23 protein-coding genes and 2 tRNA genes are annotated in these 26,382 nt (G+C 66.6%); 4 read left to right on the top strand and 21 right to left on the bottom strand.

Annotated elements, in window-relative coordinates; all coding sequences use genetic code 11:
• Positions 1 to 8: 8 nt before the first annotated feature.
• From rsmD to thiL, 4 genes are read right to left on the bottom strand one after another with little or no spacing between them, the layout of a single operon-like run.
• A complete protein-coding gene (rsmD, locus tag IEX43_RS00295) occupies positions 9 to 632 on the bottom strand; it encodes a 16S rRNA (guanine(966)-N(2))-methyltransferase RsmD (RefSeq protein WP_188808578.1) in 624 nt (207 codons plus the stop codon).
• Between the two features lie 45 nt (positions 633 to 677).
• On the bottom strand, positions 678 to 2,945 hold the full coding sequence (locus tag IEX43_RS00290) for an ATP-dependent DNA helicase RecG (protein WP_188808577.1): 2,268 nt from the start codon (positions 2,943 to 2,945) through the stop codon (positions 678 to 680).
• A complete protein-coding gene (locus IEX43_RS00285) occupies positions 2,935 to 3,921 on the bottom strand; it encodes a DAK2 domain-containing protein (protein ID WP_188808576.1) in 987 nt (328 codons plus the stop codon). Before IEX43_RS00285 ends, IEX43_RS00290 begins: the two co-directional genes overlap by 11 nt.
• 22 nt (positions 3,922 to 3,943) lie before the next feature.
• Positions 3,944 to 4,894 carry a thiamine-phosphate kinase gene (gene thiL, locus IEX43_RS00280; protein WP_229666277.1) on the bottom strand — a complete coding sequence of 317 codons (951 nt, stop codon included), beginning with the start codon at positions 4,892 to 4,894 and terminating at the stop codon, positions 3,944 to 3,946.
• Positions 4,895 to 5,152: 258 nt separating this feature from the next.
• Between thiL and IEX43_RS00275 the strand changes: the two genes are divergently transcribed.
• Positions 5,153 to 5,656 (top strand): DUF3515 domain-containing protein, encoded by a 504-nt coding sequence (locus IEX43_RS00275; RefSeq protein WP_188808575.1) that lies wholly within the window; start codon positions 5,153 to 5,155, stop codon positions 5,654 to 5,656.
• Between the two features lie 18 nt (positions 5,657 to 5,674).
• Here the strand turns inward: IEX43_RS00275 and IEX43_RS00270 are convergent, their stop codons facing one another.
• The 6 genes from IEX43_RS00270 to leuC form a co-directional block, all read right to left on the bottom strand.
• Positions 5,675 to 6,823, bottom strand: a complete 1,149-nt coding sequence (locus tag IEX43_RS00270) for a D-alanine--D-alanine ligase family protein (protein WP_188808574.1) — start codon at positions 6,821 to 6,823, stop codon at positions 5,675 to 5,677.
• Positions 6,824 to 6,825: 2 nt separating this feature from the next.
• Positions 6,826 to 7,878 carry an NAD(P)H-dependent glycerol-3-phosphate dehydrogenase gene (locus IEX43_RS00265; protein ID WP_188808573.1) on the bottom strand — a complete coding sequence of 351 codons (1,053 nt, stop codon included), beginning with the start codon at positions 7,876 to 7,878 and terminating at the stop codon, positions 6,826 to 6,828.
• Positions 7,875 to 8,648, bottom strand: coding sequence for a lysophospholipid acyltransferase family protein (locus IEX43_RS00260; protein ID WP_188808572.1), 774 nt, complete (start codon positions 8,646 to 8,648; stop codon positions 7,875 to 7,877). Before IEX43_RS00260 ends, IEX43_RS00265 begins: the two co-directional genes overlap by 4 nt.
• 9 nt (positions 8,649 to 8,657) lie before the next feature.
• Complete coding sequence (gene murA, locus IEX43_RS00255) at positions 8,658 to 9,983, bottom strand: UDP-N-acetylglucosamine 1-carboxyvinyltransferase (RefSeq protein ID WP_188808571.1); 1,326 nt, start codon at positions 9,981 to 9,983, stop codon at positions 8,658 to 8,660.
• 151 nt (positions 9,984 to 10,134) lie between these two features.
• A complete protein-coding gene (leuD, locus tag IEX43_RS00250; protein ID WP_188727996.1) occupies positions 10,135 to 10,746 on the bottom strand; it encodes a 3-isopropylmalate dehydratase small subunit in 612 nt (203 codons plus the stop codon).
• 8 nt (positions 10,747 to 10,754) lie between these two features.
• On the bottom strand, positions 10,755 to 12,209 hold the full coding sequence (gene leuC, locus IEX43_RS00245) for a 3-isopropylmalate dehydratase large subunit (RefSeq protein ID WP_066280764.1): 1,455 nt from the start codon (positions 12,207 to 12,209) through the stop codon (positions 10,755 to 10,757).
• A gap of 113 nt (positions 12,210 to 12,322) precedes the next feature.
• Here leuC and IEX43_RS00240 point away from each other — a divergent pair, with 113 nt between their 5' ends.
• Both IEX43_RS00240 and IEX43_RS00235 read left to right on the top strand, forming a co-directional pair.
• On the top strand, positions 12,323 to 13,042 hold the full coding sequence (locus tag IEX43_RS00240) for an IclR family transcriptional regulator (RefSeq protein WP_066276894.1): 720 nt from the start codon (positions 12,323 to 12,325) through the stop codon (positions 13,040 to 13,042).
• A gap of 50 nt (positions 13,043 to 13,092) precedes the next feature.
• Positions 13,093 to 13,638, top strand: coding sequence for a DUF1697 domain-containing protein (locus IEX43_RS00235; RefSeq protein ID WP_188808570.1), 546 nt, complete (start codon positions 13,093 to 13,095; stop codon positions 13,636 to 13,638).
• Here the strand turns inward: IEX43_RS00235 and IEX43_RS00230 are convergent.
• The 8 genes from IEX43_RS00230 to IEX43_RS00195 all read right to left on the bottom strand — a co-directional run bounded on the left by IEX43_RS00230 (position 13,616) and on the right by IEX43_RS00195 (position 21,511).
• Entirely contained in the window at positions 13,616 to 15,232 is a 1,617-nt protein-coding gene (locus IEX43_RS00230) for a GTPase (RefSeq protein ID WP_188808569.1), read from the bottom strand. The two genes, IEX43_RS00235 and IEX43_RS00230, sit on opposite strands and share 23 nt — an antisense overlap.
• The gene (locus tag IEX43_RS00225) at positions 15,229 to 17,022 is read right to left on the bottom strand and encodes a dynamin family protein (RefSeq protein ID WP_377102879.1); all 1,794 of its coding nucleotides are present in this window, start codon (positions 17,020 to 17,022) and stop codon (positions 15,229 to 15,231) included. Before IEX43_RS00225 ends, IEX43_RS00230 begins: the two co-directional genes overlap by 4 nt.
• 113 nt (positions 17,023 to 17,135) lie before the next feature.
• Positions 17,136 to 17,211: transfer RNA gene (locus IEX43_RS00220), tRNA-Glu, on the bottom strand.
• A 138-nt stretch (positions 17,212 to 17,349) separates the two neighbouring features.
• Positions 17,350 to 17,421: transfer RNA gene (locus tag IEX43_RS00215), tRNA-Gln, on the bottom strand.
• Positions 17,422 to 17,579: 158 nt separating this feature from the next.
• The gene (locus tag IEX43_RS00210; RefSeq protein WP_188809030.1) at positions 17,580 to 18,314 is read right to left on the bottom strand and encodes an HAD family hydrolase; all 735 of its coding nucleotides are present in this window, start codon (positions 18,312 to 18,314) and stop codon (positions 17,580 to 17,582) included.
• A 13-nt stretch (positions 18,315 to 18,327) separates the two neighbouring features.
• Positions 18,328 to 19,842 (bottom strand): glutamate--tRNA ligase, encoded by a 1,515-nt coding sequence (gene gltX, locus IEX43_RS00205; RefSeq protein WP_188808567.1) that lies wholly within the window; start codon positions 19,840 to 19,842, stop codon positions 18,328 to 18,330.
• Between the two features lie 50 nt (positions 19,843 to 19,892).
• Complete coding sequence (locus IEX43_RS00200) at positions 19,893 to 20,669, bottom strand: fumarylacetoacetate hydrolase family protein (protein WP_188808566.1); 777 nt, start codon at positions 20,667 to 20,669, stop codon at positions 19,893 to 19,895.
• Positions 20,670 to 20,674: 5 nt separating this feature from the next.
• Positions 20,675 to 21,511 carry an MBL fold metallo-hydrolase gene (locus IEX43_RS00195; RefSeq protein ID WP_229666242.1) on the bottom strand — a complete coding sequence of 279 codons (837 nt, stop codon included), beginning with the start codon at positions 21,509 to 21,511 and terminating at the stop codon, positions 20,675 to 20,677.
• A gap of 121 nt (positions 21,512 to 21,632) precedes the next feature.
• Between IEX43_RS00195 and IEX43_RS00190 the strand changes: the two genes are divergently transcribed.
• Positions 21,633 to 22,226, top strand: coding sequence for a hypothetical protein (locus tag IEX43_RS00190; protein ID WP_188808564.1), 594 nt, complete (start codon positions 21,633 to 21,635; stop codon positions 22,224 to 22,226).
• 152 nt (positions 22,227 to 22,378) lie between these two features.
• Here IEX43_RS00190 and IEX43_RS00185 read toward each other — a convergent pair whose 3' ends face one another.
• The 3 genes from IEX43_RS00185 to metG form a co-directional block, all read right to left on the bottom strand.
• A complete protein-coding gene (locus tag IEX43_RS00185) occupies positions 22,379 to 23,491 on the bottom strand; it encodes a branched-chain amino acid aminotransferase (protein WP_188808563.1) in 1,113 nt (370 codons plus the stop codon).
• Positions 23,492 to 23,593: 102 nt separating this feature from the next.
• Positions 23,594 to 24,646 (bottom strand): 3-isopropylmalate dehydrogenase, encoded by a 1,053-nt coding sequence (locus IEX43_RS00180; protein ID WP_188808562.1) that lies wholly within the window; start codon positions 24,644 to 24,646, stop codon positions 23,594 to 23,596.
• Positions 24,647 to 24,820: 174 nt separating this feature from the next.
• Positions 24,821 to 26,380 (bottom strand): methionine--tRNA ligase, encoded by a 1,560-nt coding sequence (metG, locus tag IEX43_RS00175; protein WP_188808561.1) that lies wholly within the window; start codon positions 26,378 to 26,380, stop codon positions 24,821 to 24,823.
• Positions 26,381 to 26,382: the final 2 nt, after the last annotated feature.

Raw genomic sequence — 26,382 nt, 5'->3', positions numbered from 1 at the left:
CGGCCCGGCTAGCGTTCTGCCTGATCCGCCGCTTCCGGAACGTCGCCCTTGTCAATGGCGTCAGGCACGTTGGGCTCCGCGTACCAAAGCCTGGTTTCGCCGTATTTCTTCTCCGCGAACCGGGCCAGGGCGTCAGGCCACTGCGGCTCCGGGGAACGGGATGACCGCTCCACCACCACCACGGCGATAGTCGACAGGTGCGGTGCGAGCTTCTGGAGCGCGGCATTCAACGCCACCTCCTCAAGCGGGTACGGCGGGTCCATGAAGACAAGGTCCCATTCAGCGGTCTCCGGGGCACGGTCCAGGAAGGGTTCGACCTTCGAGCGGTGCACGGTGACGGCCTTGCGCCCCAGCACGCCGTTGACGAGGTCGGCGTTGCGCTGGCACACGGCGCTTGCCTTCCCGTCCGACTCCACCAGGTCGACTGTCTGCGCTCCCCTGCTGCCGCTCTCAACCCCCAGGGAACCGGAACCGGCATAAAGGTCCAGGACCCGTGCGCCGGCAATGACGTTGAAGGCATCAAGCCGGGAGAAAAGCGCCTCCTTGACCCGGTCCGTGGTGGGCCTGGTCAGGGAACCGGGAACGGCTGTGAGGGGGGAGCCGCCGGCGGCCCCCGCAATGATCCGGCTCACTGGGCACTCCTGTCTGCGAAGCCAGGCAATCCGGCGCGCACCATGCTATCCGCGTTCAAGGAACGCCTCCTTTTCCGGATTGAGGTACTTCTCTATCGCTTCGGCAAGCTCGGGACGGTCCGCCAGGGCGGGGTCCCCGCCCACGATCTGCTGTGCATCTTCCCGTGCCCGGGCAATAACATCCCCGTGTTCCAGGACCCGCAGCAGCTTCAGGGTGGAGCGTCCGCCTGACTGCGAGGCCCCAAGGATGTCGCCCTCGCGGCGCATCTTGAGGTCCTCCTCGGACAGCGCAAACCCGTCGGTGGTCGCGGCCACTGCCTCCAGCCTGCGCCGGCTGGGGTGGCCCGGCTCAAGTGACGTTACCAGCAGGCAGGTCCCCGGGAGCCCGCCCCGGCCCACCCGGCCGCGGAGCTGATGCAGCTGGGAGATCCCGAACCTGTCGGCATCAAGGATGACCATCAGGGTTGCATTGTGGACGTCCACGCCCACCTCGATCACGGTGGTGGACACCAGCAGCTTGATGCGGTTCGCCGCAAAATCGTCCATCACCCCGAACTTCAGGTCAGGCTCCTGCCGGCCATGGAGGGGTGCCAGCGGCACCCCGGACAAGGACGGCTCCTCCAACAGATGCTCGACGACGGCGGTCACCGAGGCGAGCTCCCGCCCGCCGTCGCCTTCCGTGTCCGCCTCCGGTGGCGCCGCTTCACCGGGACTGAAATCGCCGTCGTCGTCCGTTCCGATCCTGGGGCAGACGACGTACACTTGGTGGCCCGCGTCAATCTCCTCCCGCGCCCTTGCCCAGATACGGCCTGCCCATGCCGGGTTCTCGGCGAGCCCCACCAGGTGCGTGGAAATGGGGGCCCTGCCGGCCGGCAGTTCGTTCAGGACGGACGTTTCGAGGTCGCCAAAAACGGTCATGGCGACCGTCCGCGGGATAGGCGTGGCAGTCATGACGAGCAGGTGCGGGGGCTTCCTGGCCTTGGCCCGGAGCGCGTCACGCTGCTCCACGCCGAACCGGTGCTGCTCATCCACCACGATCAGGCCGAGGTCGTAGAAGGAAACATTGCCGCTGAGCAGGGCATGGGTACCGATGACTATCCCCGCGGTTCCGGATGCGGCATCGAGCATGGCCTGGCGGCGTGCCGCCGTGGGCATGGATCCGGTGAGCAGCGAGACCTGGACGGAGGCGCCGTCCATTCCGCCCAGCAGGCCGTCGCTGGACAGGGGTCCCAGCGTGCGGCGGATCGAATCGAAATGCTGCGCGGCGAGGACTTCCGTGGGTGCCAGCAGGGCCGCTTGGCCCCCGGCATCCACCACCTGCAGCATGGCCCTGAGCGCCACTACTGTCTTGCCGGAGCCCACTTCGCCCTGCAGGAGCCGGTTCATGGGGGTGTCCCGGGCCAGCTCTCCCCCAAGGGTCTCCCCGACGGCGGCCTGCCCGGCAGTGAGGGTGAAGGGAAGATCGGCGTCGAAGCGGGCCAGGAGACCGTCCGGGACGGGCCTGCGGGCCGTGGCTTCCTCCGCGGCAAGCTGGGCGCGGCGGCGGGCCAGCGCGGACTGCAGCACCAGCGCCTCCTGGTAGCGGAAACGGCGGCGGGCCTGCTGCCAGTCACCGGCTGACTCCGGCTCGTGGATCAGCCGGTAGGCCGAGGCAATGGGGATGAATTTCTCCCGTGCCGCGATGTCGGCAGGGATGGGGTCGGGCAGGGTGTCGAGGTCCGCGGTTTCGAGCAGCGTGGAGACGGCCTTCTGGATTTTCCAGCTGGGCAGCTTGGACGTGGCCGGGTACACGGGGATGGGCATGGCGGCCATCTTTTCCGGATCGCGGCCGTTGTCACTGAACATGTCCTCGTCCAGGAGCTGGTAGTCCGGGTTGGTGAGGCCTAGGGATCCCTTGAAGCTGGTGACCTTGCCGGAAAAGAGGGCCAGCCGGCCCTGGAGCAGCTCCGCCTGGGCCTTGTAACCGTTGAAGAAGCTGATTTTGAGGGTCCCTGGCGCTTTGCCACGGTACTCCGTGCCACCTACCAGCCGAAGTCCCTGTTTTCCGTCGTCGTCAGAAACCACGACGTCGGTGATGGTGCCGCGCCGCGCCTGCATGCGGCGGGTGCTGCTGGACAGGACCCGCGCGATCAGGGTGACTTCCTCGTCCCGCGGGATCTCGCTGATGGGGGTCAGCTCCCCCCGGTTCATGTAGCGGCGCGGGTAATAGTTCAGCAGCCCCTCCACCGTGGTGATGCCCAGGTGCTTTTCAATGACTGCGGCGGAACGCTTTCCAAGCCGGCGTTCCAGCGCCAGGTCCAGTTCAGCGCTCATGCCCGCTGGAGTTCACTGCATCCGCTGCCGGATCGCGCGGCAGGGCAAGTTCGCTGATGCTGATGTTGGCGGGCTCACCGAGGGAACGGATGATCTCGACGGCGGGCTCCCCTTCGGGCACGTGGACGTGGACGCGCCACCGGTAGTTGCCCTCGGAATCGGGCCCGCTGCCCACCTGGCTCATGATGACCGATTCGCCGATCTCGTCCAGCCGCTGCCGGAGGGTGGCTGCGTTGAGCGGGGAAAGGCTGATGGTGCACATGACTTCCACGCCGTCGTCGTCCGGCATGGCCGTGTGGATGTGCGGATCCGACACGTCGTAGCCGTGCAGTCCGTCGAGGAGCTCGCTTTGGAGCTCCTCGCCCAGGATCGCCGAGCGCAGGCAATCGAGGATCAGCAGCATTCCCACCCCGCCGGCGTCCACCACGTGCGCGGAGGTCAGGGCGGCCAGTTGGTCCTCGGTGTGGATCACGGCTGCGAGGGCAGCTTCGACGGCAGCGTCCAGGGCGAGGCCCAGGGCGTGGTTGCTGTCGTCACCGTTTTGCCCTGCATCCACGGCCGCGGCAGCCTGGGCTGCCGCTTCCATGACGGAGAGCATGGTGCCGGGAACGGGGTCGCTCAAGGCTGACCAGGCGCGGATTTGGGCGCGGTTAAGCGCTGCTGCGAGGAGGGTGGATGTGAGGCGGGTGTGTCCCGCGAGCGGCTCAGCGGCGGCAGTCAGGAACACCGAGAGAAGCGTTCCCGAGTTTCCCCGTGCTTCCTCCATTGCGGCCTGGCCGGCGGTGGCCAGGACGGCGCCCACGTCCATCTGCGCGGGCTGGTCCCCGCCGGCGGACACAGCCCGGGCGGCCGCCCGCACGGTGACGTAGAGGTTTGTCCCGGTGTCGCCATCGGCCACCGGGAAAATATTAATGGCATTCAGGCGGTCGCTGTGGTTGCCAAGTGCCGTCTCAGCCTTGCCCAACCACCTCTTCATCGCTTGCGCGTTGGCGGCAACCTTAGTGTGCAAAGTGATCCCATCCCCCGGTGTCCGCGGACCGGCCCGCTATCGTGACGACCGGGCGCTCGTTGATTCCCAGTGCTTGTATTGAGCCTATCGCAGTGAATCCGGCGGGCAGCAGGGTGCCGGAGGGGAATGTGGCCAGCAGCCCGTGGTCTTCCCCGCCGCCGAGCACCCAGTCCCCGGCATCAGCGTGCAGGTGTTCCGCTGCGGGCCGCAGGACGTCCTTGAGCCGCTCCAGCGCACCCGGATGGAGGTCGACGGCGACACCGCTGGCTGCCGCCAGCCGCAGGCCGTCCCGCAGCATGCCGTCCGAGATGTCCAGCATCGCTGTTGCGCCGGCGGCCCTCGCGGCGGGTCCCGCGGCCAGGGGTGGCCGCGGCCTGCTCTGAAGTTCGGCCAGGCCCCGGAGCTCGGCGCTGAGTGTTTCCAGCGGAATGGTGGACTCCAGCAGTGCGAGGCCGGCGGCGGCCTGGCCGGCGGTGCCTGCGAGGGCCACGGTGTCTCCGGGTTTGGCCCCGGACCGGAGGACTGCCGGGCCGCCATCGAGGGTGCCCAGCACCGCAACCGTCACGGAAATTTCCCGGCCGCGCCCCAGGTCGCCTCCGGCCACCGAGCAGTTGGCCGCGCCGAGGTCCCTGATCCCGGAGGTGAGTCCGTCCGCCAGGTCCTCCACCCAGCCCACAGGGGTGTCAGGAGGAAGCGTGAGGCTCACCACCAGCGAGGTTGCGCTGGCCCCCATGGCGTTGATGTCGCTGAGGTTCTGCGCCGCGGCTTTCCAGCCAACGTCGAACCCGGTGGTTTCGTAGCCGCTTGGCCACTGGAGCCGGAAGTCCTGGTCCTGGACCTGGGTGTCGATGCTGATGACGGTCCTGCCGTCCGGGGCAGCGATCACGGCGGCATCGTCCCCCGGCCCCAGGAGGGTGGCGGCGCCGTGCGTGCCTTCCATGGCCAGCCGCGGAAAGATCCGGGCCAGCAGCTCGCCCTCCGAGAGGGCAGAGACAGGCAGGCCGGAGACAGGCAGGGCGGAGACGGTCAGTTGGGGCCCGTCTGCAGCGGGCTGGTCATCACCGGATTGCGGACGGGGCTGCGGGCGGGAGGACGTGGGTTTTTCAGGCACCCCACTACGCTATCGCGGGGCCCTGACATCGAGGGCAGGCAGTGCCCGGCGTCGGGGCTGCCCCGTTCGCGGCGATAGGCTGGGGGGATGCACCGTCCCCAGCTTTCCCTGCCCGCCCGTATTGCCAGGCTGGCACTGATTGGGAGCCTGGCGGCAATACCTTTGACGTCGTGCTCGCCTCCCGTGGATGTTCCTGCCGCCCAGGACGCAGCCAACCCCGCCTGCGCTCCCATGATGGTGGCGTTGCCGGACGCGATTGGCGAGTACTCACTCCGAAAGACCAACAGCCAGGCGACGGCGGCCTGGGGTGATCCTTCCCTGGTGATCCTCCGCTGCGGCGTCAACGTCCCGGGCCCCACGACAGACCGCTGCGTGACTGTCAACGGCATCGACTGGGTCATCAAGGAGGGCAACCCCGTCTGGACCCTGACAACCTATGGCCGCGAACCGGCAACCGAGATCCTGATGGACCCGGACAAGATCAGCTCTGCCACAGTCCTGGCAGACCTCGCCGCGGCCGCCGGCAAGGTACCGGCGGCCAGGAACTGCGTGGGCCAGGAGGACCTGCAGAACCTGCCGCCCAGCCAATAGGGTGCCCGCGGGGGAAGGTCAGCGGAGCCCGGTTTTGCGGTGCAGCGCCAGGTAGATCAGTTCATCGATGAGGTCGGCGTAACCCAGCCCGGAGGCCGCCCACATCTGCGGGTACATGCTCTTGGGCGTGAACCCGGGCATGGTATTGATCTCGTTGATAATGAGCTCACCGGCGGGGGTGTAGAAGAAGTCCACGCGGCTCAGTCCTTCGGCACCTACGGCATCAAAGGCTGTCGCTGCGAGCTCGCGGACCCGGGCGATGGCTTCCTCGGGAATGTCTGCCGGGCAGCTGAGGGAGGCGGCGTCATCCTCGACATACTTTGCGTTGAAATCGTAGAACTCGTGGGTGCCGCCGGCCACGGAGATCTCCCCGGGCATGGAGGTCCGCGGAGCGTCTGTGCCCCTGCCTTCGAGGACAGCGCATTCGATCTCCCGGCCAATAATCCCGGCCTCGATCACCAGCTTGAGGTCGTGCTTGCGGGCTTCCTCGATGGCGGCGTCCAGGTCCGCCAGTGAATCAACCTTGGAAATGCCCATCGAGGAGCCTGCGCGGGCGGGTTTGACGAAGACCGGGAAGCCCAGCCGGTCCACCTGTTTCCGGACCAGCTCCGGGTCCTTGCGCCACTGGCGGTCGGTGACCGCCACATACGGGCCCACGTGCAGCCCGGCAGCCTCGAAGACGACTTTCATGTAGTGCTTGTCCATGCCCACGGCGGAAGCAAGGACGCCGGCGCCAACGTAGCGGGTGTCCGAGAGTTCCAGCAGCCCTTGGATGGTGCCGTCCTCGCCGAACGGGCCATGAAGCAGCGGGAAAACCACGTCAACAGTTCCGAGCTCCTGGGGCACCTCGTTCGGGGAGGCCACGATCAGCTGGTGTTCGCCCCCGATTTCCGCGAGGGTGACGGTCTGCGGTGACGGCGCCACCTCGGGCAGAGCTGTTGATGCCAGGGACCATTGGGCGGTGTCGGCGCCCGCGAGGACCCACTGCCCGGTTTTGGCGATTCCAATCGGAATCACCTCGTACTTGTCCTTGTTGATGGCGCCGAGCACTCCGGCGGCCGTTACGCAGCTCACGGCGTGCTCGCTGGAGCGGCCGCCGAAAAGTACCGCCACCCGGGGTTTCGCCCGCGGCGCGGTCTCCCCCGCGGCCAAGTTTTCGTGGGACATCGTCAGTAATCGCCTTCAGGTTTCAGTTCCCGGGACAGCAGGAGGGGCCCCAGTTGGTCAACGGACAGCTTGCCGGCCAGTACGGCAACGACGGCGGCAGTGATGGGCATCTCGACTCCCAGCTTGCCTGCCAGTTCGTGGACGGCCTGGCCCGATTTTATGCCTTCGGCGGTCTGGGTCATCTTCTGGCCCACCTCCTCCAGCGTGAGGCCCTGGCCGAGCAGCCGGCCCGCGGTGTGGTTGCGCGAGAGCGGCGAGGAGCAGGTGGCCACGAGGTCGCCCAGCCCGGCCAGTCCGGCCATCGTTTTGGCTTCACCGCCCAGTGCCAGGGCGAGGCGGGACGTTTCGGCGAGGCCGCGGGTGATGACGGACGCTTTGGTGTTGTCCCCCATCTGCTTGCCCTCGCAGATGCCCACGGCCAGCGCAATGACGTTTTTCACGATTCCGCCGATCTCCACCCCAACGACGTCCGCTGTGGTGTAGGGCCGGAAATACGGAGCCGTGCAGCTCCTGGCGATCCAGCCGGCAGCGGCGGAATCCGTGCAGGCAACCACCGATGCGGTTGGTTCTTCGCGGGCGATCTCCATGGCCAGGTTGGGACCGGACACAATGGCGATGCGTTCGGCGGGCAGGCCAAGCTCCTCGCCGATGACCTCGCTCATGCGGGCGTCCGTGCCAAGCTCCAGGCCCTTCATGAGGGAAACCACCATGGCGTCCGGCGCGATCAGGCCCTTCCACTCCCGCAGCTGCGGCCGCAAAGACTGCGCCGGGACGGCGATAACCACGAGGTCCGCGCCTTCCAGGACGGCGGCAACGTCCGTCGACGCCGAGATGATCCCGGGGAGCGGGACCTCCTTCAGGTACTGCTCGTTGACGTGGCTGGTGTTGATCTGGTCCACCACTTCAGCGCGCCGGCCCCACAGCCTGATGGTGCGCGGATCACCTGCGGCAGCCGCTGCATCAGCCAGGATCTTGGCGAACGTCGTCCCCCAGGAGCCGGCACCGAGGACAGCAACGGAACGGGCAGAGCCCGTCAGCCTTTCCCCAGCGGTCACGGAGCTTCCGTTCCGGTGCCGGGCTGCTGCTGTCCGCGCTCCACGAACCTGCCGTGCTTCGCCTGCTGCTGCTTGGCCGGGTCCCAGCGCTCCGCGGGAGGCTCTTCCTGGCGGAGCTCCGCGAGGAGGCCGGTGATCGCGTCCATGATTGCGTCCGTGGCGCCGGCCAGCGTGGCTTTATCCAGCGGACGCCCGGCGAAGGCGCTCAGGTCCACGGGGTCGCCCACCACAACCCTGGACCTCTTGCGCGGGAACAGGTGGAACCGCTTGCCGTAGCGGGGGAATACCTCGTGGGCGCCCCAATGGGCGATCGGAACCACCGGAATGCCGCCTTCCAGGGCGAGACGGGCGGCGCCCGTGTGGCCCTTCATGGGCCAGAGGTCCGGATCCCTGGTGAGGGTGCCTTCGGGATAGATGATGATGGCGCCGCCCTCGGCAACGATCTCCTGGGCGAGCTGGAGGGAACGGTTCGCTCCCGCCGTCGAACGCTCCACCGGGATCTGCTTGGTGGCCCGCAGGACCCAGCCCAGCACAGGAACCTTGAACAGTCCGGACTTGGCCAGGAAATGCGGCAGAACCTTGTGGTTGTAGAGGAGGTGGCCGACGATCAGGGGATCGATCTCGGTGCAGTGGTTGGGCGCAGCGATGAAGCCGCCGGCAGGCAGCTTCTCAGTGCCCTTCCACTCTTTGTCCATCATGAGGTTGAACAGGGGGCGGACTATTCCGGCGACCACCGCAAGGGTGGCGCGGCTCTTGGCCGGTTCCTTCACGTCTGCCCGCTACTTCGTGGTGGTGATGTCGAAGTCGGCACCCAGCCCGGCCAGCTTTTCGGTGAACCGTTCGTAGCCGCGGTTGATGATGTCAATGCCGGTGACGCGTGAGGTTCCCGTCGCCGCCAACGCGGCGATCAGGTGGCTGAAGCCGCCGCGCAGGTCCGGAACGTCGATATCGGTGCCCTTGAGCTGGGTGGGTCCGGAGATCACGGCGGAATGCAGGAAGTTGCGCTGGCCAAAACGGCACGGCACGCTGCCCAGGCATTCGCGGTGCACCTGGATGCTGGCACCCATCCGGATGAGCGCGTCGGTGAACCCGAAGCGGTTCTCGTAGACGGTCTCGTGGACGATTGAGACGCCCTCGGCCTGGGTCAGGGCAACCACCAACGGCTGCTGCCAGTCCGTCATGAAGCCGGGGTGCACGTCCGTTTCCAGGACCAGCGGGTTAAGCTTGCCACCCTTGTGGTAGAACCGGATGCCGTCCTCGCCGATGTCCATCCCGCCGCCCACCTTGCGGTACGTGTTCAGGAAAGTCATCATGTCCCGCTGGGAGGCGCCCTCAACAAAGATGTCGCCCTTGGTGACCAGCGCAGCGGAGGCCCACGACGCTGACTCGTTCCGGTCCGAGAGTGCCCGGTGGTTGTAGCCGCCGAGATCGCGGACGCCTTCAATGCGGATGGTCCGGTCCGTCTGGACGCTGATGATGGCGCCCATCTTCTGCAGCACGGCGATGAGGTCGATAATCTCCGGCTCGGTTGCGGCGCCGGAAAGTTCGGTGATGCCCTCTGCGCGCGTGGCGCTCAGCAAGACCTGCTCGGTGGCGCCCACCGAAGGATACGGCAGGGAAATCTTTGCCCCGTGCAGGCCCTTGGGCGCTGAGATGTGGATCCCGCCGGGGCGCTTCTCCACCACGGCACCGAACTGGCGCAGCACGTCCAGGTGGTAGTCGATGGGGCGGTCGCCGATTTTGCAGCCGCCGAGATCGGGAATAAACGCCTCGCCGATGGCGTGGATCAGCGGCCCGCAGAGCAGGATGGGAATCCGGGAGTCGCCCGCGTGGGCGTCAATGGCAGTGCTGGACGCCGTCTTGGCGGCCTTCGGATCCAGCGTGAGGTCCCCGTTGACCGGGTCCTTGACCACGGTGACGCCGTGCAGCTGCAGGAGGGAGGTGACCACCTCCACGTCCTTGATCTCCGGGACGTTCCGCAACACCGAGGGTTCGTTGCCCAGCAACGCTGCCACCATCGCCTTGGGGACAAGATTCTTTGCTCCCCGGACGCTGACGCGGCCTGTAAGCGGGACTCCGCCGCGGATTGTCAGAACACTACTCATATACCGGTTTCCTTACGATCACTCGCCCCCAAATCCTTGCAAAGGCTCCAACCAAGCATAGGAGGTTGCGTTACCGAACCGAAATACGCGGCCGACGGCGGCAGGGCGTGGCGCGCCGCCGTCGCACCTTTTTAAGACATGCAACTCTGCTTCAGCCCGCGGAGGAAAGGCGCGCAGGCAGGGTTTTGGGCTTGAACGAGGGCCGGGTGGCCTCGTAGGCCGTGATGTCCGCCTCATGCTGCAGGGTCAGCCCGATGTCATCGAGGCCTTCCAGCAGGCGCCAGCGGGTGTAATCGTCGATCTCGAAGGGCGCAACGATGTTTCCGCACACCACCGTCTTGGACACCAGGTCCACGGTGACTTCGGTTCCCGGAGCATTCTCGAGTTCCTTCCAGATGAGCTCGATGTCGTCCTGGGAGAGTTCGGCGGCAAGCAGCCCCTGCTTGCCGGAGTTCCCGCGGAAGATGTCGGCGAAGCGCGAGGAGAGGACGGCCTTGAAGCCGTAGTCCTTCAGCGCCCAGACGGCGTGCTCGCGGGACGATCCGGTACCGAAGTCCGGGCCAGCCACCAGAACGGAGCCGGCAGAGAAGGGCTCCTTGTTGAGGATGAAGGACGGGTCCTTGCGCCATGCCGAGAACAGGGCGTCCTCGAAGCCGGTCCGGGTGATCCGCTTGAGGTAGACGGCGGGGATGATCTGGTCCGTGTCCACGTTGCTCTGCCGCAGCGGGACGCCGATTCCGGTGTGGGTGGTGAACTTTTCCATGGCGTGTCCTAGGCTGCGTCGGTGCGGATGGCGGCGGATTCGGGGGCCGGATCAAGGTCCGACGGCGAACTCAGGGTGCCCCGGATGGCGGTGGCAGCGGCGACCACCGGGGACACCAGGTGGGTGCGGCCACCCTTGCCCTGGCGTCCTTCGAAGTTGCGGTTCGAGGTGGAAGCGCAGCGCTCCCCCACCTCCAGCTGGTCCGGGTTCATGCCCAGGCACATGGAGCAGCCGGCAAAGCGCCACTCGGCGCCGAAGTCCTTGAACACGCGGTCCAGGCCCTCGGCCTCGGCTTCCAGCCGTACGCGCGCGGAGCCCGGAACAACCAGCATCCGGACGTTGGGGTCCTTTTGGCGTCCGCGGATGATGTCCGCGGCAGCCCGCAGGTCCTCCATGCGGGAGTTGGTGCAGGAGCCCAGGAACACCGTGTCCACGCGGATGTCCTTCATCGGGGTGCCGGCCTCCAGCCCCATGTACTGCAGCGCCCGCTCGGCGGCAGCCTTCGCGTTCTCGTCGCCGAAGTCCTCCGGGGACGGCACGGACTCGGACAGCGAGACGCCCTGGCCGGGGTTGGTGCCCCAGGTGACGAAGGGCTCCAGGGTGTCGGCGTCCAGGTCAACCTGGGCGTCGAAGACGGCGTCGTCGTCGGTGCGCAGCGTGTTCCAGTACTCGACGGCGGCGTCCCAGTCGGCGCCCTGGGGAGCGTGCGGACGGCCCTCCATAAAGGCGTAGGTGGTTTCGTCCGGCGCCACCATGCCGGCGCGGGCACCGGCTTCGATGGACATGTTGCAGATGGTCATGCGCGCGTCCATGGACAGCGAGCGGATGGCGGATCCACGGTATTCCAGGACGTAGCCCTGCCCGCCGCCGGTGCCGATCTTGGCGATGACGGCCAGGATGATGTCCTTGGCGGTCACGCCGGGACGCAGTGTGCCCTCGACGTTGATGGCCATGGTCTTGAATGGCTTCAGGGAGAGCGTCTGGGTGGCCATGACGTGCTCCACCTCAGAGGTGCCAATGCCCATGGCCAGGGCGCCGAAGGCACCATGCGTTGACGTGTGGGAGTCGCCGCAGACCACTGTCATTCCCGGCTGGGTGAGACCGAGCTGCGGGCCGACCACGTGGACGATGCCCTGCTCCGCGTCCCCGAGGCTGTGCAGCCGGACACCGAACTCGGCGCAGTTGTTGCGCAGGGTCTGGATCTGGGTGCGGCTGGTGAGGTCGGCGATAGGCTTGTCGATGTCCAGCGTGGGAGTGTTGTGGTCCTCCGTGGCGATGGTGAGGTCCGGGCGGCGCAGCTTGCGCCCTGCCAGGCGCAGGCCTTCAAACGCCTGCGGGGACGTCACCTCGTGGACCAGGTGAAGGTCGATGAAGAGAAGGTCGGGCTGGGCGTTGGCACCGTCACCATCACCTTTGCGCACCACGTGTGCGTCCCAGACTTTCTCGGCCAATGTCTTTGCCATGGCCATCTCCCTTCACTGCTGTTTGGCTGATGAGATCAACTGAATCAGGACGGCTCCGCCCTGCGCCAGCCGAAAGATTTGCATCTCAGATATTGAGACGGCAATATCATTACATGGACAATTCTAGTGGAGTCGGTGTCATTGATAAAGCGGCCCAGGTGCTTGATGCGCTCGAAGCCGGCCCCACCACGCTGGCGCAGCTCGTGGCAGCCACCGGCCTGGCCCGGCCCACTGTCCACCGCCTTGCCCTCGCCCTGGTCCACCACCGCCTGGTGAGCCGCGACATCCAGGGCCGCTTTGTCCTGGGAAGCCGCCTGGTTGAGCTGGCATCGGCGGCAGGCGAGGACCGTCTGATAGCTTCCGCCGGGCCCGTCCTGATGCAGCTGCGCGACGCCACCGGCGAAAGCGCACAGATTTTCCGCCGCCAGGGTGACTGGCGCGTGTGCGTGGCGTCGGCCGAACGGCCCATCGGCCTTCGCGACACCATCCCCGTAGGCACCCAGCTGTCCATGAAGGCAGGATCGGCGGCGCAGGTGCTGCTCGCGTGGGAAGACCATGACCGCCTTCTCGAGGGACTGCAGTCAGCACGCTTCACGCCGACAGTCCTGGCAGGAGTACGACGCCGGGGCTGGGGACAGAGCCTCGGCGAACGGGAACCGGGGGTCGCCTCCGTCTCCGCACCGGTGCGGGGACCGTCCGGCCGGGTCATCGCCGCCGTCTCCATTTCCGGGCCCATTGAGCGCCTTACCCGCCAACCCGGCCGGCTGCACGCGGAAGTAGTGTGCAACGCCGGACGGCTCCTCACCGAAGCCCTCCGCAAAAACAACGATTGACGCCCGGCACAGGCCGCCACAACCAGCCCGCCCGGCGCTAGGATTTCGCCATGGGCAGCTATGCGGTTTTTCTCCGTGGCATCAACGTGGGCGGCATCAACATCAAAATGGCCGCCTTGCGGGACGCCCTCCAGGCTGCCGGCTTCCAGGATGCCGGGACACTGCTTGCGAGCGGAAACGTAGTCCTCACCAGCAACCTCGGCGCCGCCGCTGTCAAGCACACGTGTGAGAAGTGCCTCCGGGATGCCTTTGGCTATGATGCCTGGGTGGTGGTCCTCCAAGCCGGCCGGGTCTCAGAACTCGTGGCGGCGTGCCCCTACCCTGACGACGACAAGGCCACCCATACCTACATCACGCTCTCCTCGAACCAGGAAGTGCTCGATGAACTCGATGCGGCCGGGGCTGCACTGGAAGGACATCAGCAGAAGAGGCTGGGGCCGGAGGCGCTGGCCTGGCTGGCACCGGCCGGCGGAACCCTGGACAGCCCCTTCAGCAGGATCTCCGCGAAAACCAGGTTCAAGGCCGCAACCACGACGCGCAACCTGCGGACGCTGGTCAAGGTCCGGGACGCAGCTAGCCGGCTGCAGCCGTCCTGAGCGCAGCATCGAATGCGGCCTGCCTGCTGACCTCCAGTTCCACCGGTTCCACCACGAGTTCCTGCGCAACAGCAGCCACTGCGGCATTGAGCCGCTTCCGTGCCCTCGCCGCCCGTATGTTGGCCGCAGCAGCGGCTATGAAGCGGCCGGTGATGGCCAGGAAAATACCCAGCACCACACCCCCGGCAATCATCAGGGTGGGAACTGGCCACCCCTCCACCCGGGGCACCTCAGGCACGGGCATCTGGAAATAGCCCAGGGCCGCCAGGACGCCGAGCCAGCCCAGCCCGCCCAGGACGGTGAGCAGCGCCAGCCACTGCACCACATTGAAAACTCCCCACCACCAGGACTTCCGGTTGGCGGCGAGGTCCGTTCCGGCGATGGCCTGGTCAAGTGCATCGGGGAGGCGTTCCCGCCCCTCCCGGGCGGCTCCCCTGATGGCGGCCCGCCAAGGCCCGGGAGCCCCGGTGCTCGCGGCATCGGCGAATTCACGCACTGCGGCGTCCGTGCGTGCCCGCTCCGGCGCTCCTGCCGGTGGCAGGGATGTCCGGTTGAGTTCCGATGGCGCCGCGCTGCGCAGATTGAGCCGGCGCAGCGGATCAGCACGGAACCGGGAGAGCCACCGGGTCACCGGCCAGCCCGTGCGCCTGACGGACTCCAGCCGGTAGGACTGGCCCACCGCGCGGACCACCACGGGAACGTTGGCTGCCACAGCCAGTTCGTCGGCCAGGCGGTTAATGGCCGCAGGCCGTACACCGGCCGCGGTCCCCTCGCCGGACACAGCACCCAGTTCCGCTGATGCCCTGGTGATATCGGCAGCAAGCCGCTGCGACTGGGCCTTGCGCTTGACGGCGGCCCCACGGATGGCAGCCCGGACCTGGTCAACGCCGGCCCCCGTCAACGCCGAAGCCGCAAGCACCTGGACCTTGGCTAATCCGTCCCGGGCAAGGATGGAACGCAGGGATTCCAGGACGGGCTGCACGTCACGTTCCGGCAGCCGGTCCACCTGGTTCAGGACCACCAGGGTCACCGCGCCGTGCGAGGCCAGGCGGGACAGGAAGTCGTTGTGCACTGCCGCGTCGGCGTACTTTTGCGGATCAAGGACCCACACCAGGACGTCCACCATTCCCACCATCCGCTGTACCACTTCACGGTTGGATGCCTTGGTGGAGTCGAAGTCCGGCAGGTCCAGCAGGATCAGGCCGGTGTCCTCGTCCGCGAATCCGTCGACGGCGGCGGCGTGGTGGCGGTTGCGGACTTCCAGCCAGTCCAGCAGCGGTTCGCTGCCGTCCGCACCCCAGACCCCTGCCAAAGGTTCCGACGTCGTTGGACGGCGCGCTGCCGCCGTCGCAATTTCCGCGCCGCTGACCGCGTTGAAAAGGGAGGATTTTCCGCTGCCTGTGGCACCAAAAAATCCCACCACCGTGTGGTCCGCAGAGAGCGAACGCCGTGAACTTGCGCGCTCCAGGACACTGAAGACTTCCTGCAGGGACTCGTCCGGAAGGACGCCTTCGCCAAGCTCGCGGGCGTCGTTGAGGGCGGAAAGCCGGCGGTCAAGCCGGGTCGCCTCCCGGGTGTCGCTGTGCCGGCTCATGCGTTGTCCGCCAGGCGCACCAGGGCAGCGGCGTGCGCGGCCAGGGTGTCTTGGGTGCTGTCGTCGTAGTCCGGCAGGCGGGAGAGGAACTTGCGCCTCTCTTCCTGCAGCAGCACCAGGCACCGGGTGTGAAGGTCCTCGCGCGCTTTTTCGGCCATGCGCCTGACGGCGTCCTCGCCGAAGACGGCCTCAAGCAACCGCTGGCCCACGACGGCGGTTCCTCCGGCGACGCCCACCTCGAGTCCCGTGAGCCCCGCCGTCATGGAAAAGACGACGATCATCAGCGCGGCGCCGAGTCCGTTGATGCCGAAGGACAGCCAGCGGGCCTGCGTCCGCTTTCCCTGGCCCTCTGTACGGATCATGTCCATCAGGGCTTCCTGCCAGGCCCTGATCTCAGCGGCGGCGCGGTCTTCAAAGCCCGGCGTTGTGCCGGAGAGGTCATCCGTACCCAGCAGCTGGCGCCCGGCGGGATCGTTCCGCCAGCGCTGGTCAGTGTCCTCGGCAGCATTGGCGGCTTCGTCAACAATGACTGCCTGCAGGCCGGTCTCGATGGCAGCCTCCACCCTGACGGCGGGTGCGGGTTCACCACGGAAGAAGGCACCCACGCGGTCGCGGAACCGTCCCACGTTCTGCTCGAGGGTCCGGAAGAATTCCCCCGTACCCACAAAGTCCTGCCAGCGGGCCAGTACCTCCCCTCTCAGGAGGGCGCCGTCCCTCGTGGCATCCAGGATGCGGTCCGCAGCGTCCCGGTAGGCACCGACCGCAGCATCCTCGAGGTTGGCGGCGGCGTGCTGCTGCTCCCGCGCGGCCTGCGCGACGGCGGAGACGCGCCCTGCCATCGCCCGGACGGTCCCGTTCAACGTGCGGCGGGCGATGTCGGACCGGCCGGCGGCGTCGGCGGCCAGGTCCGCCAGCCAGGCCCGCAGCGGCTGGACGGCCCCGGCGGGCAGCATGCCCATCGGATCCAGGGTGGTCTCCGGAATGACGAACAGCTGCGCCGCGCCGAGGCCTTCCCGGTCCAGGAGGCTGCGCAGGTCCTCGCTGACTTCTTCTTCCGCACCCGGGGGAACCCTGTCCAGGACCACCCCCACCATGATGTCCCGCGAAGCGGCGTTGAGGAGCAGTTTCCAGGGGACGGCGTCGGCGTAACGGTTGGCAGTGGTAACGAAGACCCACAGGTCGGCGGCGGCCAGGAGTTGGGCGGCCAGCTTGCGGTTGTCATCCGAGATGGAATCAACGTCCGGGGCATCCAGGACGGCAACTCCGGCGGGCACTCCAGGGTCTGCCACAAGGACAAGGGAAGACATGGCGGCTGCATCCGGAACCGCTCCTGCCCGGTTTGCCGGCACGGGGCTGTTGGTGACGGACCCACGGATCCTGCTGAGGCTCGGCAGCACGCGCTGGCCCTCGAACCAGTCCGCCTCCGACGGGTGGTGCAGGAGGATGGGCTGGCGGGTGGTGGGACGGATGGCGCCTGCGCGGGTAACCGGGTGCCCCACGATCCCGTTCACGAGGGTTGACTTGCCCGCACCCGTAGAGCCCCCGACGACGGCAAGGAGCGGAGCGTCAAGGCTTCGGTACCGCGGAAGGATGTAGTCATCGAGCTGGGCCACGGCACTGGCTGCCTCACGCCGGGCCTGCTCCGAGCCAGGCAGGGCAAGCGGCAGCTCGGTGGCGGCCAGATCCTCCCGCACCTCTTCCAGCAGCGTGACAGCAGCCAGGGCTCCGGCACTGCCCGTGGGCGTGTGCTGCGCGTGATTCGGGTGGTCCTGCTCGTTCGGGGAGGTCACAGCAACATCATGCCAGTTCGGGCTCCACACGGCCGCAGTTCCGGCGCGCGTTGCCGGTGGGCTCCAGCACACAACAAAAAATGGCCCCGGGCGTCTGCCCGGGACCATTTTATTGGTGACCCCAGCGGGATTCGAACCCGCGTTACCGCCGTGAGAGGGCGGCGTACTAGGCCGCTATACGATGGGGCCGTGTACTTTACCGTACTTCTGACCGGCGTTTCCGCTGGTCAAGCTCAGTGATTGTTTCACACACTTCGCTTCGGTTTCAAATCGGCGAACCGCCTGAAACCTTCCGTTTTGGGCTCTAAATCAGTGCTCAAACCAGAGCTGGGATACCAGGACTCGAACCTAGAATGACGGTACCAGAAACCGTAGTGTTGCCAATTACACCATATCCCAATGATACTTTCGGGCCGGTTTTCAGGGCTTTTGCCCTGCTCCGTGCGCCTCAGCACGAGAAATTACTTTACCCGAGACTTCGTGCTCGCACAAATCGGCCTCCGGCGTGCCGGGCGGGGACGCGGGCCGGGCTTACGCCCGGCCCGCACGGAGTGCCCTCAGGCGATAAGTTCGCCCAGCGACGACACCATGTTGCCCCGGAATTCCTGCACCTGCTCCCCCGCCCTGTTGAGCCAGACACCCAAGAGGCCGGCCGCCGTCGAGCCCTCCGCGTCCAGTAAGCGGTTGTCACCGACGTAGAGCGTTTCCGCAGGTCCGGTGCCCAGGAGCCGGACACCTTCCAGGTAGATGGACGGATCAGGCTTTGCCACACCCAGGGTGTCCGTCCCCACCAGGCGCCTGACGCGTTCAAGTCCTGCGCCGTCCAGCTTGGCTCGCTGATAGTCGTGGACGTTGTTGCTGACCGCGCCGTAGGGGACGCCTGCCTGGTCCAGCAGGTCCAGCAGCGGCATGACATCCGGGAACGGCTTCACGTAGGCGGGCTGCTTTTCCACGTATGCCGTGAGCCACTGGTGGGATTGCTCACCTTCTTCCAGCTCAACCCCGAAGTGGCCCAGGGCAGCGCGGCCGCGCAGCAGCCGCTGCTCGTTGAACGTCAGTTCCCCGGCCAGGTAGCGGTCGTAATAGTGGGTGGTTTCATGCGTGAAGATGCGCCCGAACCGATCCCAGCCTGCCTGGTCCATGCCCGGCAGGAGGTGTTCACTGACCTCCCGAAGGGCTGTGGTCATCGAAAACTCGAGGTCCACCAGCGTGTCGTCGATGTCGAACAGCACCCCTCGGACTGCCCCGAAGGGCGTGTCCAGGACGCCGCCGGCCGTCCGGGCAGCTGTCATCGCCGCGAGGTCATCAGCCACGGAAGGCCCGGAGCCTGCGGAGGGACGATTCCCTGCCCAGGATCACCATGGACTCGAACAGCGGCGGTGAAATGCGCCGGCCGGAAACAGCGGTGCGCACGGGTCCGAAGGCGAGCCGGGGCTTCAGGCCCAGGTCTTCCACGAGCGCCTGCTTGAGCGCTGCCTGGATCTCTTCGGCAGTCCACTCCTGGACTCTGTCCAGGGCCGCAATAGCTGCGTCCAGTACCTCGTCGAGGTTCTGCGGGAGGCCTTTGCGGGCGTCGTCGGCAACGTCGATGGCGTCGTCGTCCTTGAACAGGAATCCGAGCATGTCCGGTGCCTCACCCAGCAGGGTGATGCGCTCCTGGATCAGCGGCGCGGCTTCGGTAAGGATGTCCTCCTGCCGCGCAGTGAGCTGCTCCCCCACATATCCGGCGGTGCGCAGGTACGGCACCAGCCGCTCCCGGAAGTCCCCGGGTGCAAGCATGCGGATGTGCGTGCCGTTGATGGCTTCGGCTTTCTTGATGTCAAAGCGCGCCGGGTTGGCCAGGACATCGTGGACGTCGAAGTTTTCGATGAGCTGGTCCACGGTGAAGATGTCCTCATCGGCGGAGAGGCTCCAGCCCAGCAGGGACAGGTAGTTCAGGAGGCCCTCGGGAATGAAGCCGCGGTCACGCAACAGGAACAGGTTGGACTGCGGATCACGCTTGGAGAGCTTCTTGTTGCCCTCACCCATGACGTAGGGCAGGTGGCCGAACTCCGGCATGTAGCTGGCAACACCGAGTTCCATGAGTGCACGGATGAGGACAACCTGGCGCGGCGTGGAGGACAGCAGGTCCTCGCCGCGCAGCACGTGGGTGATGCCCATGAGTGCGTCGTCAACCGGGTTCACCAGTGTGTAGAGGGGGGAGCCGTCAGCGCGGACAATGACGTAGTCCGGGATGCTGCCGGCTTTGAACGTGATCTCGCCGCGGACCAGGTCGGTAAAGGTGACGTCCTCATCGGGCATCCGGACCCGCAGCACGGGCTGGCGGCCGTCCGCCTTGAAGGCGGACACCTGTTCGTCTGTCAGCTCACGGTCAAAGTTGTCGTAGCCCAGCTTGGGGTCGCGGCCAGCGGCGCGGTGGCGTGCCTCCACTTCCTCGGGGGACGAGTAGCACTCGTAGGCGTAGCCGCCCTCGATCAGCTTGGCCACCACGTCCTTGTAGAGGTCCAGCCGCTGCGACTGACGGTAGGGCTCGTGGGGGCCGCCCACTTCGACGCCCTCTTCCCACGTAATGCCAAGCCACTTCAGTGCCTCGAGCAGCTGCAGGTAGCTTTCCTCCGAGTCGCGCGCCGCGTCCGTGTCCTCGATGCGGAACACAAACGTGCCCTTGGTGTGCTTGGCATGGGCCCAGTTGAACAGGGCCGTCCGGATCAGCCCGACGTGCGGGGTGCCGGTGGGCGACGGGCAGAACCGGACCCGCACGGGAGTGTCGGCAGAAACGGGGGGCAGGGAGGCAGCATTCGACGCGGAAGCAGTAGTCATAGTGGCTCCAACTTTACCGTCTGCCGCCGAGGGTCCGGGCGGCCCGCGCGTCAGCGGCGGACTATGGGGTTGGACAGGCGGCCAATGCCCTCGATCTCAACCTCAAAGCGGTCACCGGCGCTGACCAGGCCCACTCCGGCCGGCGTTCCGGTCATGATGACGTCGCCGGGCAGCAGGGTGAAGGCCTGGGACACAATGGACACCAGCTCGCGGACGCCCCGGATCATCTGGCTGGTGCTGCCGTCCTGCCGCAGTTCTCCGTTGAGCCGGCCCTGGATCTGCAGGTCCTCGGTATCCAGATCGGTCTCGATCCATGGGCCAAGGGGCGCCGAGGTGTCAAAACCCTTGGCCCGGGTCCACTGCAGGTCGGTCTTCTGGACGTCCCGGGCGGTGAGGTCGTTGCCGCAGGTGTAGCCGAAGATGACATCATCCACGCGGTCCTCGGGCACGTCCTTGCAGATCCGTCCGATTACCACGCACAGTTCCGCTTCAAAGGAGACTTCCTCGGAGAAATCCGGCAGCACCACAGGATCGTTGGGACCCACGACGGCGGTGTTCGGCTTGAGGAACAGGAGCGGCTGGGCGGGGACTTCGTTGCCGAGCTCGTGTGCGTGCTCCACGAAGTTGCGGCCCACGCCGATGACCTTGCTGCGGGGAATGATGGGAGCGAGCAGCCGGACGTCCTCCAGCTTGTGGCGGACGGAGGTACGCTCCACGCCGTTGAAGAAGGGGTCGCCATGGATGACAGTGATTTCCTCACTGCCCGTGTCACCTTCGACGACGCCGTAAAGGGGATCAGAATCAACAACAAACCTGGCAATACGCATGGCTCCTACCCTACCGTCTCGCCGGGCGTGACTCCCCAGGCCCGGCGCTGCCCAGCGTCTCCCCGAAGGTAGTGAAGCTGGGCCGAAACGGACGTTTCGGCCGCGCGCCGCACGGAAGGGTCGACGTCGGCATAGACGACGTCCGCGACGTCACCGGCGGAGGCTTCCGCGCCCAGGCGGGCCAGCGCAGCGCGCACCTGTGCCAGCCGTTCCAGGCGGTGGCTGCGGTAGGCGCGCGAAACGTCAGCCAGGGACGGAAGGGTTGGGCCGTGGGCGGGGAGGACCGCTGCAGACCCAAGTGCCTCGAGCTTGTCCAGCGAGGCAAGGTAGTCGCCCAGGGTTCCGTCAGGGTAGTCGAGCATGGTGGTGCCGCGGCCAAGAATGGTGTCGCCGGAGAGAACCGAACCATGGGGGCCGTCGGCGGGAAGGTGGAAGCAGACCGAATCCGACGTGTGGCCGGGAGTAGCCACCACCCTGACCTCCAGGCCTCCAGCGAGGATTGCCTGGCCGTCTTTCAGGGGAGCGCCGCCGCCGTGGCAGTGGGCTTTGTCTGCCGCCCGCACCGGGGCGCCGGTCAGTTCATGCAGGCGGGCGGAGCCGGCAGTGTGGTCAGCGTGGCGGTGGGTCACGAGGATCAGGTCAACCGGCCCGGCGGCGGCGAGTGCTTGAAGGTGGGCCTCGTCAAGCGGTCCGGGATCAACCACCACGGCGGCCGGGCTGCCGGGTGCCCTCAGGACGTAGGAATTGGTTCCCTCCAGGCTCATCGGGCCGGGATTGGGAGCCAGGACGAACTGTGTCAGGGCGGTGCTGCGCTGCAGAACGGGACGGGAAGCTGGAGTCACCACCCCATCCTTGCACCGACGGCCGGATCGGGGTGTCCTGGCAGCGGAATAGAACGCCGGCCGGACCGGGTTGACCTCCAGTGAACACCACACGATCTTCAGGAAGCCGGAACCAGACACCATGAGCACAACTACCCTTGCAGACCTCCTCGCCTCCGCCGATGCCGCCGGCCACGACCATGCCGCAACGGAGAAGAACAGCGGACTCCAGCACATCCACAATCACGCTACGGGCAGCATTGTCTGGTTTCCCACGTGGAAGAAGTTCCGGGAGACATCCGACTGGCGCGAGGAAGTGGACGCTTTGGCCGGGGACCTCGCATCGGATTCACACCAGGTGGAAGATGTGGCGGCCCGAACTGTCTCCCAGGAGTTGGAGGCACTCCTGGAACGCGCAGCCGCAGCAAGTGATGCGAACATCTTTGTCCAGGAAAACCTGACCCGGCACCTAACCCGGACCTGGGCTGTCGCCGACGCTGCCGCCGAGGCAACAGGGAAGTCCCTGCCCACCGGCAGCACAACGCCTTCAATATTTGCGGACTATCCCTACGACGTATATGCCCAGGACGGCGGAGCCTTCGCGACGGCACTGTGGAACGACATCATTGATGCCCGCCGCAACCAGGCCATCGCCGAAGAAGCGGCGCGGAAGGCACTCAAGCCGGTGTCCCGCAAGGCGCTGAAGAACGCCGCCCGGAAGGCCGCCCGGCGCTGAGTGCCGCCGTCGGGTCCTAAGGGTGTTCGCGAAACCGGACCTTCAAGGCCAGGTTTCGCGGACAAGGCCGGGATCGGTTCGACGCACAAACGGCGCCTGCCGGGACCAAGCCCGGCAGGCGCCGTCGTTCTTTGCGGTGGTTGAACCCGCAGCTACGCCAGGCGGGTCAGCCAGCCATGCGTGTCCGGCACGGTGCCGGTCTGGATACCGAGCAGCTGCTCGCGGATGGCCATGGTGGTCTCCCCTGCCTTGGCGTCCTCGGAGCCGATGAACTCGGTGGCGTCCTTGAGGACTCCGATCGGTGTGATCACAGCTGCCGTGCCGCAGGCGAACACCTCGGCAATGTCACCGGAGGCAACACCGTCGCGCCATTCATCGAGGGTGATCTTGCGCTCGGTGACCTCGCGGCCCATGTCCTTGGCCACCTGGATGACGGACATCCTTGTGATGCCTTCGAGAATGGTGCCGGTCAGCGCCGGGGTGACCAGCGAGCCGTCCCTCATCACGAAAAAAACGTTCATGCCGCCCAGTTCCTCGACTGCGTTGTCGTTGAACTGGTCGAGGAAGAGGACCTGCTTGCAGCCGTTGGCTTCAGCCTCCTGCTGCGCGATCAGCGACGCCGCGTAGTTGCCGCCGCACTTCGCATCGCCGGTTCCGCCACGGCCGGCGCGGGCGTACTCCCGTGAAATCCAGATGGACACGGGCTTCAGTTCGCCGCCGAAGTAGTTGCCAGCCGGTGAGGCAATCACCCGGAAGGAGACCTCCCGTGCGGCGCGGACACCCAGGAAGGCCTCGGTGGCAATCATGAACGGCCGCAGGTACAGCGCCTCCCCTTCGCCGGCGGGGACCCATTCCTTGTCAATGGCCACCAGTTCACGGATTGCCCCGAGGAAGTACTCGGCCGGCAGTTCGGGAAGGGCGAGCCTGCGGGCCGACTTGTTCAGCCGTGCCGCGTTCGCTTCAGGACGGAAGGTCCAGATGGAGCCGTCCGCGTGGCGGTACGCCTTGAGCCCTTCAAAGATCTCCTGGCCGTAGTGGAAGACGGCAGCCGACGGGTCCAGGACAATGGGCCCGTACGCCTCGATCCGGGCATTGTGCCAGCCGCCGTTGCCGTTCTCGTCCACGCTGTAGTCCACGATGGCGGTGTGGTCGGTGAAGTGGTTGCCGAAGCCCGGGTTGGCCAGGATGGCTGCACGCTCTTCAGCAGACTTCGGGGTGGCCGAGGGCTGCTGGCTGAATTCGACGCCATGGGCAGTCTGAGTCATGGTTCCTCCACGATCGGCCGCCCCGGGTTCAGCACTGAACGGCAAGGCGGCATTTGGTGATTCGAGACAAGCTTACGCCCGATGCCTGCGGCCCGGCGCGGGTTAGAGTCCGGCGGCGATAGCGTCGCCCACGGCACTCGTGCTGCGGGCACCGCCGTCGCGCTTTTCGACGTCGGCAACCACTGCCGCTTCGATCTTCCGGGCCGCAGCGGCGTAGCCGAGGTGGTCCAGCAGGAGGGCGGCGGACAGGATCGCAGCCGTGGGGTCGGCCTTGCCCTGGCCGGCGATGTCCGGGGCGGAACCGTGGACCGGCTCGAACATGGACGGCGCCGTGCGGTCCATGTTGATGTTGCCTGACGCGGCCAGTCCGATGCCGCCTGTCACGGCGGCGGCGAGGTCCGTGAGGATGTCGCCGAAGAGGTTGTCCGTGACGATCACGTCGAAGCGTGACGGATCCGTCACCATGAAGATGGTGGCTGCGTCCACGTGCAGGTAATCGTGGGTGACCTCCGGGAACTCGGTGGCCACTGCCTCAACCGTGCGCTTCCACAGGTGCCCTGCGAAGACCAGGACGTTGTGCTTGTGGACCAGGGTGAGGTGCTTGCGCTCCCGGGCGCTTGCGCGGCGGAAGGCGTCCCGGACAACACGCTCCACACCGTGCGCGGTATTCAGCGAGACTTCGGTGGCAACCTCGTGGGGAGTGCCCGCACGGAGCGTGCCGCCGTTGCCGACGTAGGGGCCTTCGGTACCTTCGCGGACCACGATGAAGTCGATGATGCCGGGGTTGGCCAGAGGGCTGCCCACCGTGCCGTACAGCTTGGACGGACGCAGGTTGACGTAGTGGTCCAGGCTGAAGCGGAGCTTGAGCAGCATCTCGCGTTCGACGATCCCCGACGGGATCCGCGTGTCGCCGGGGGCTGCGCCGACTGCGCCGAACAGGATGGCATCCCGCGTGCGGAGGTCCGCGAGGACTTCGTCGGGCAGGGTCTCCCCCGTGGCCAGCCAGTGTTCAGCGCCGAGCTTGTAGTGCGTCTGCTTGAGCTCGACGCCCTCCGCCGCCACGGCCTTCTCGAGGACCTTGACTGCCTCGGCAATCACTTCGGGGCCGATGCCGTCGCCGGGGATAACTGCAAGATCGATGGAGGATGCGCTCATGGATTCAGGTTAGCCAAGTTATCCATATGCTGGTCAAGCCGTCTCACAATTCGAACACCCCCAGGGACGCTCTCTCACTTCCTGCAGGAAAACAACCAACGCTCTCTCACCGCCTGTCCAGCGGTGAGAGAGCGTTGGGCCACAACGTGCAGGAAGTGAGAGAGCGTGGCCGGGTCAGGCCCCGGCCGGCTCCTCGTACTTGGGGAAGACGGGAGACGGAGCGGGCAGCTCGGTTCCGGCCGCAATCCGGGTTGGGATCGCTGCGAACTGCCGGGCTTCCCCCTCGGGCTGGCCGAGGGTTGCCAGCAGTGCACCGGTTGCCCGGGGCATGACCGGCTGTGCCAGGATGGCCACGATCCGCAGCACCTCAAGGGTCACGTACAGCACGGTGTTCATGCGTTCGACGTCGGTCTTCCGCAGCACCCACGGCGCCTGCTCCGCGAAGTAGGCGTTCGTGTCCCCCAGGACACCCCAGATCGCCTCGAGGGCGCGGCTGAACTCCTGCTTCTCAAACGCTGCCCGGGCTGCGGCAAGGAGGGCGTCGGCCTGGGCCAGGATGGCAGTGTCCGCGGCAGTGAACTCCCCCGGGACGGGAACGCGCCCGCCGCAGTTCTTGGCCACCATGGACAGCGAACGCTGGGCCAGGTTTCCAAAATTGTTGGCCAGGTCCGAGTTCATCCGCCCAACGATGGCGTCGTGGTTGTAGCTGCCGTCCGCACCGAAGGGCACTTCCCGGAGGAAGAAGAAGCGCACCTGGTCCAGTCCGTACTGCGCCACGAAGTCCGCCGGAGCAACCACGTTGCCCAGCGACTTGGACATCTTCACGCCGTTGTTGTGCAGGAAGCCGTGGATCATCACCCGCTTGGGCAGCTCGAGGCCGGCGCTCATGAGGAAGGCGGGCCAGTAGATCGCGTGGAAACGGGAGATGTCCTTGCCGATGATGTGGACGTCAGCAGGCCAGTATCTCCGGAATTTATCCGAGTCGACGTCCGGGTACCCCACGCCGGTGAGGTAGTTGGTCAGGGCATCCACCCACACGTACATGACGTGCTTGTCGTTGCCCGGGACCGGGACGCCCCAGTCGAAGGTGGTGCGGCTGATGGACAGGTCCTCCAGGCCGCGCTTGACGAAACTGATGACTTCATTGAAGCGGTATTGCGGCGCGCCGAATTCCGGGTGGGCCTCATACAGGGCAAGGAGCTTGTCCTGGTAGGCCGAAAGCCGGAAGAAGTAGCTCTCCTCAGCCGTCCACGTCACCTCGGTGTCCGTTTCCTTGGAGTAGCGCACGCCGTCGTCCTTGACCACGGTGTCGTCCTCGCCGTAATAGGCCTCGTCCCGGACGGAGTACCAGCCCTCGTACTTGGACAGGTAGATATCGCCGTTGGCCTCCATCTTTTTCCAGATGGCCTGCGAGGCGGCGTAGTGGTCCTCGTCGGTGGTGCGGATGAAGCGGTCGTAGGTGATCCCCAGGGCGGCGTGGGCCGCCTGGTAGATGTCCGCATTCCGGTCCACCAGCTCCTTGGGAGTGATGCCTTCCTTTTCGGCAGCCTGGGCGATCTTCATCCCGTGCTCGTCCGTGCCGGTCAGGAACATCACGTCAAAGCCGTCCAGCCGCTTGAAGCGCGCCATCGCATCGGTGGCAATGTACTCGTAGGCGTGGCCGATGTGCGGCACACCGTTGGGGTAGGTGATGGCCGTGGTGATGTAGAACGGCGTTTTCTCTGAAGCAGTCACGT

This window comes from Pseudarthrobacter polychromogenes (assembly GCF_014644495.1).
Taxonomy (GTDB): domain Bacteria; phylum Actinomycetota; class Actinomycetes; order Actinomycetales; family Micrococcaceae; genus Arthrobacter; species Arthrobacter polychromogenes.
The sequence above is the reverse complement of the archived record's forward strand: the minus strand, read 5'-3'. Positions and strand labels throughout refer to the sequence as shown.

Bases quoted from the DNA above. Each gene is read 5' to 3' on its own strand.
- murA (WP_188808571.1), bottom strand. From the start codon at position 9,983: ATGAGTAGTGTTCTGACAATCCGCGGCGGAGTCCCGCTTACAGGCCGC.
- IEX43_RS00185 (WP_188808563.1), bottom strand. From the start codon at position 23,491: ATGACTCAGACTGCCCATGGCGTCGAATTCAGCCAGCAGCCCTCGGCC.
- IEX43_RS00270 (WP_188808574.1), bottom strand. From the start codon at position 6,823: ATGTCCCACGAAAACTTGGCCGCGGGGGAGACCGCGCCGCGGGCGAAA.
- leuC (WP_066280764.1), bottom strand. From the start codon at position 12,209: ATGGCAAAGACATTGGCCGAGAAAGTCTGGGACGCACACGTGGTGCGC.
- IEX43_RS00275 (WP_188808575.1), top strand. From the start codon at position 5,153: ATGCACCGTCCCCAGCTTTCCCTGCCCGCCCGTATTGCCAGGCTGGCA.
- IEX43_RS00180 (WP_188808562.1), bottom strand. From the start codon at position 24,646: ATGAGCGCATCCTCCATCGATCTTGCAGTTATCCCCGGCGACGGCATC.
- IEX43_RS00190 (WP_188808564.1), top strand. From the start codon at position 21,633: ATGAGCACAACTACCCTTGCAGACCTCCTCGCCTCCGCCGATGCCGCC.
- IEX43_RS00290 (WP_188808577.1), bottom strand. From the start codon at position 2,945: ATGAGCGCTGAACTGGACCTGGCGCTGGAACGCCGGCTTGGAAAGCGT.
- IEX43_RS00200 (WP_188808566.1), bottom strand. From the start codon at position 20,669: ATGCGTATTGCCAGGTTTGTTGTTGATTCTGATCCCCTTTACGGCGTC.
- IEX43_RS00240 (WP_066276894.1), top strand. From the start codon at position 12,323: ATGGACAATTCTAGTGGAGTCGGTGTCATTGATAAAGCGGCCCAGGTG.
- IEX43_RS00285 (WP_188808576.1), bottom strand. From the start codon at position 3,921: ATGAAGAGGTGGTTGGGCAAGGCTGAGACGGCACTTGGCAACCACAGC.
- leuD (WP_188727996.1), bottom strand. From the start codon at position 10,746: ATGGAAAAGTTCACCACCCACACCGGAATCGGCGTCCCGCTGCGGCAG.
- gltX (WP_188808567.1), bottom strand. From the start codon at position 19,842: ATGACTACTGCTTCCGCGTCGAATGCTGCCTCCCTGCCCCCCGTTTCT.
- thiL (WP_229666277.1), bottom strand. From the start codon at position 4,894: ATGGAAGGCACGCACGGCGCCGCCACCCTCCTGGGGCCGGGGGACGAT.
- IEX43_RS00235 (WP_188808570.1), top strand. From the start codon at position 13,093: ATGGGCAGCTATGCGGTTTTTCTCCGTGGCATCAACGTGGGCGGCATC.
- IEX43_RS00230 (WP_188808569.1), bottom strand. From the start codon at position 15,232: ATGAGCCGGCACAGCGACACCCGGGAGGCGACCCGGCTTGACCGCCGG.
- IEX43_RS00210 (WP_188809030.1), bottom strand. From the start codon at position 18,314: ATGACAGCTGCCCGGACGGCCGGCGGCGTCCTGGACACGCCCTTCGGG.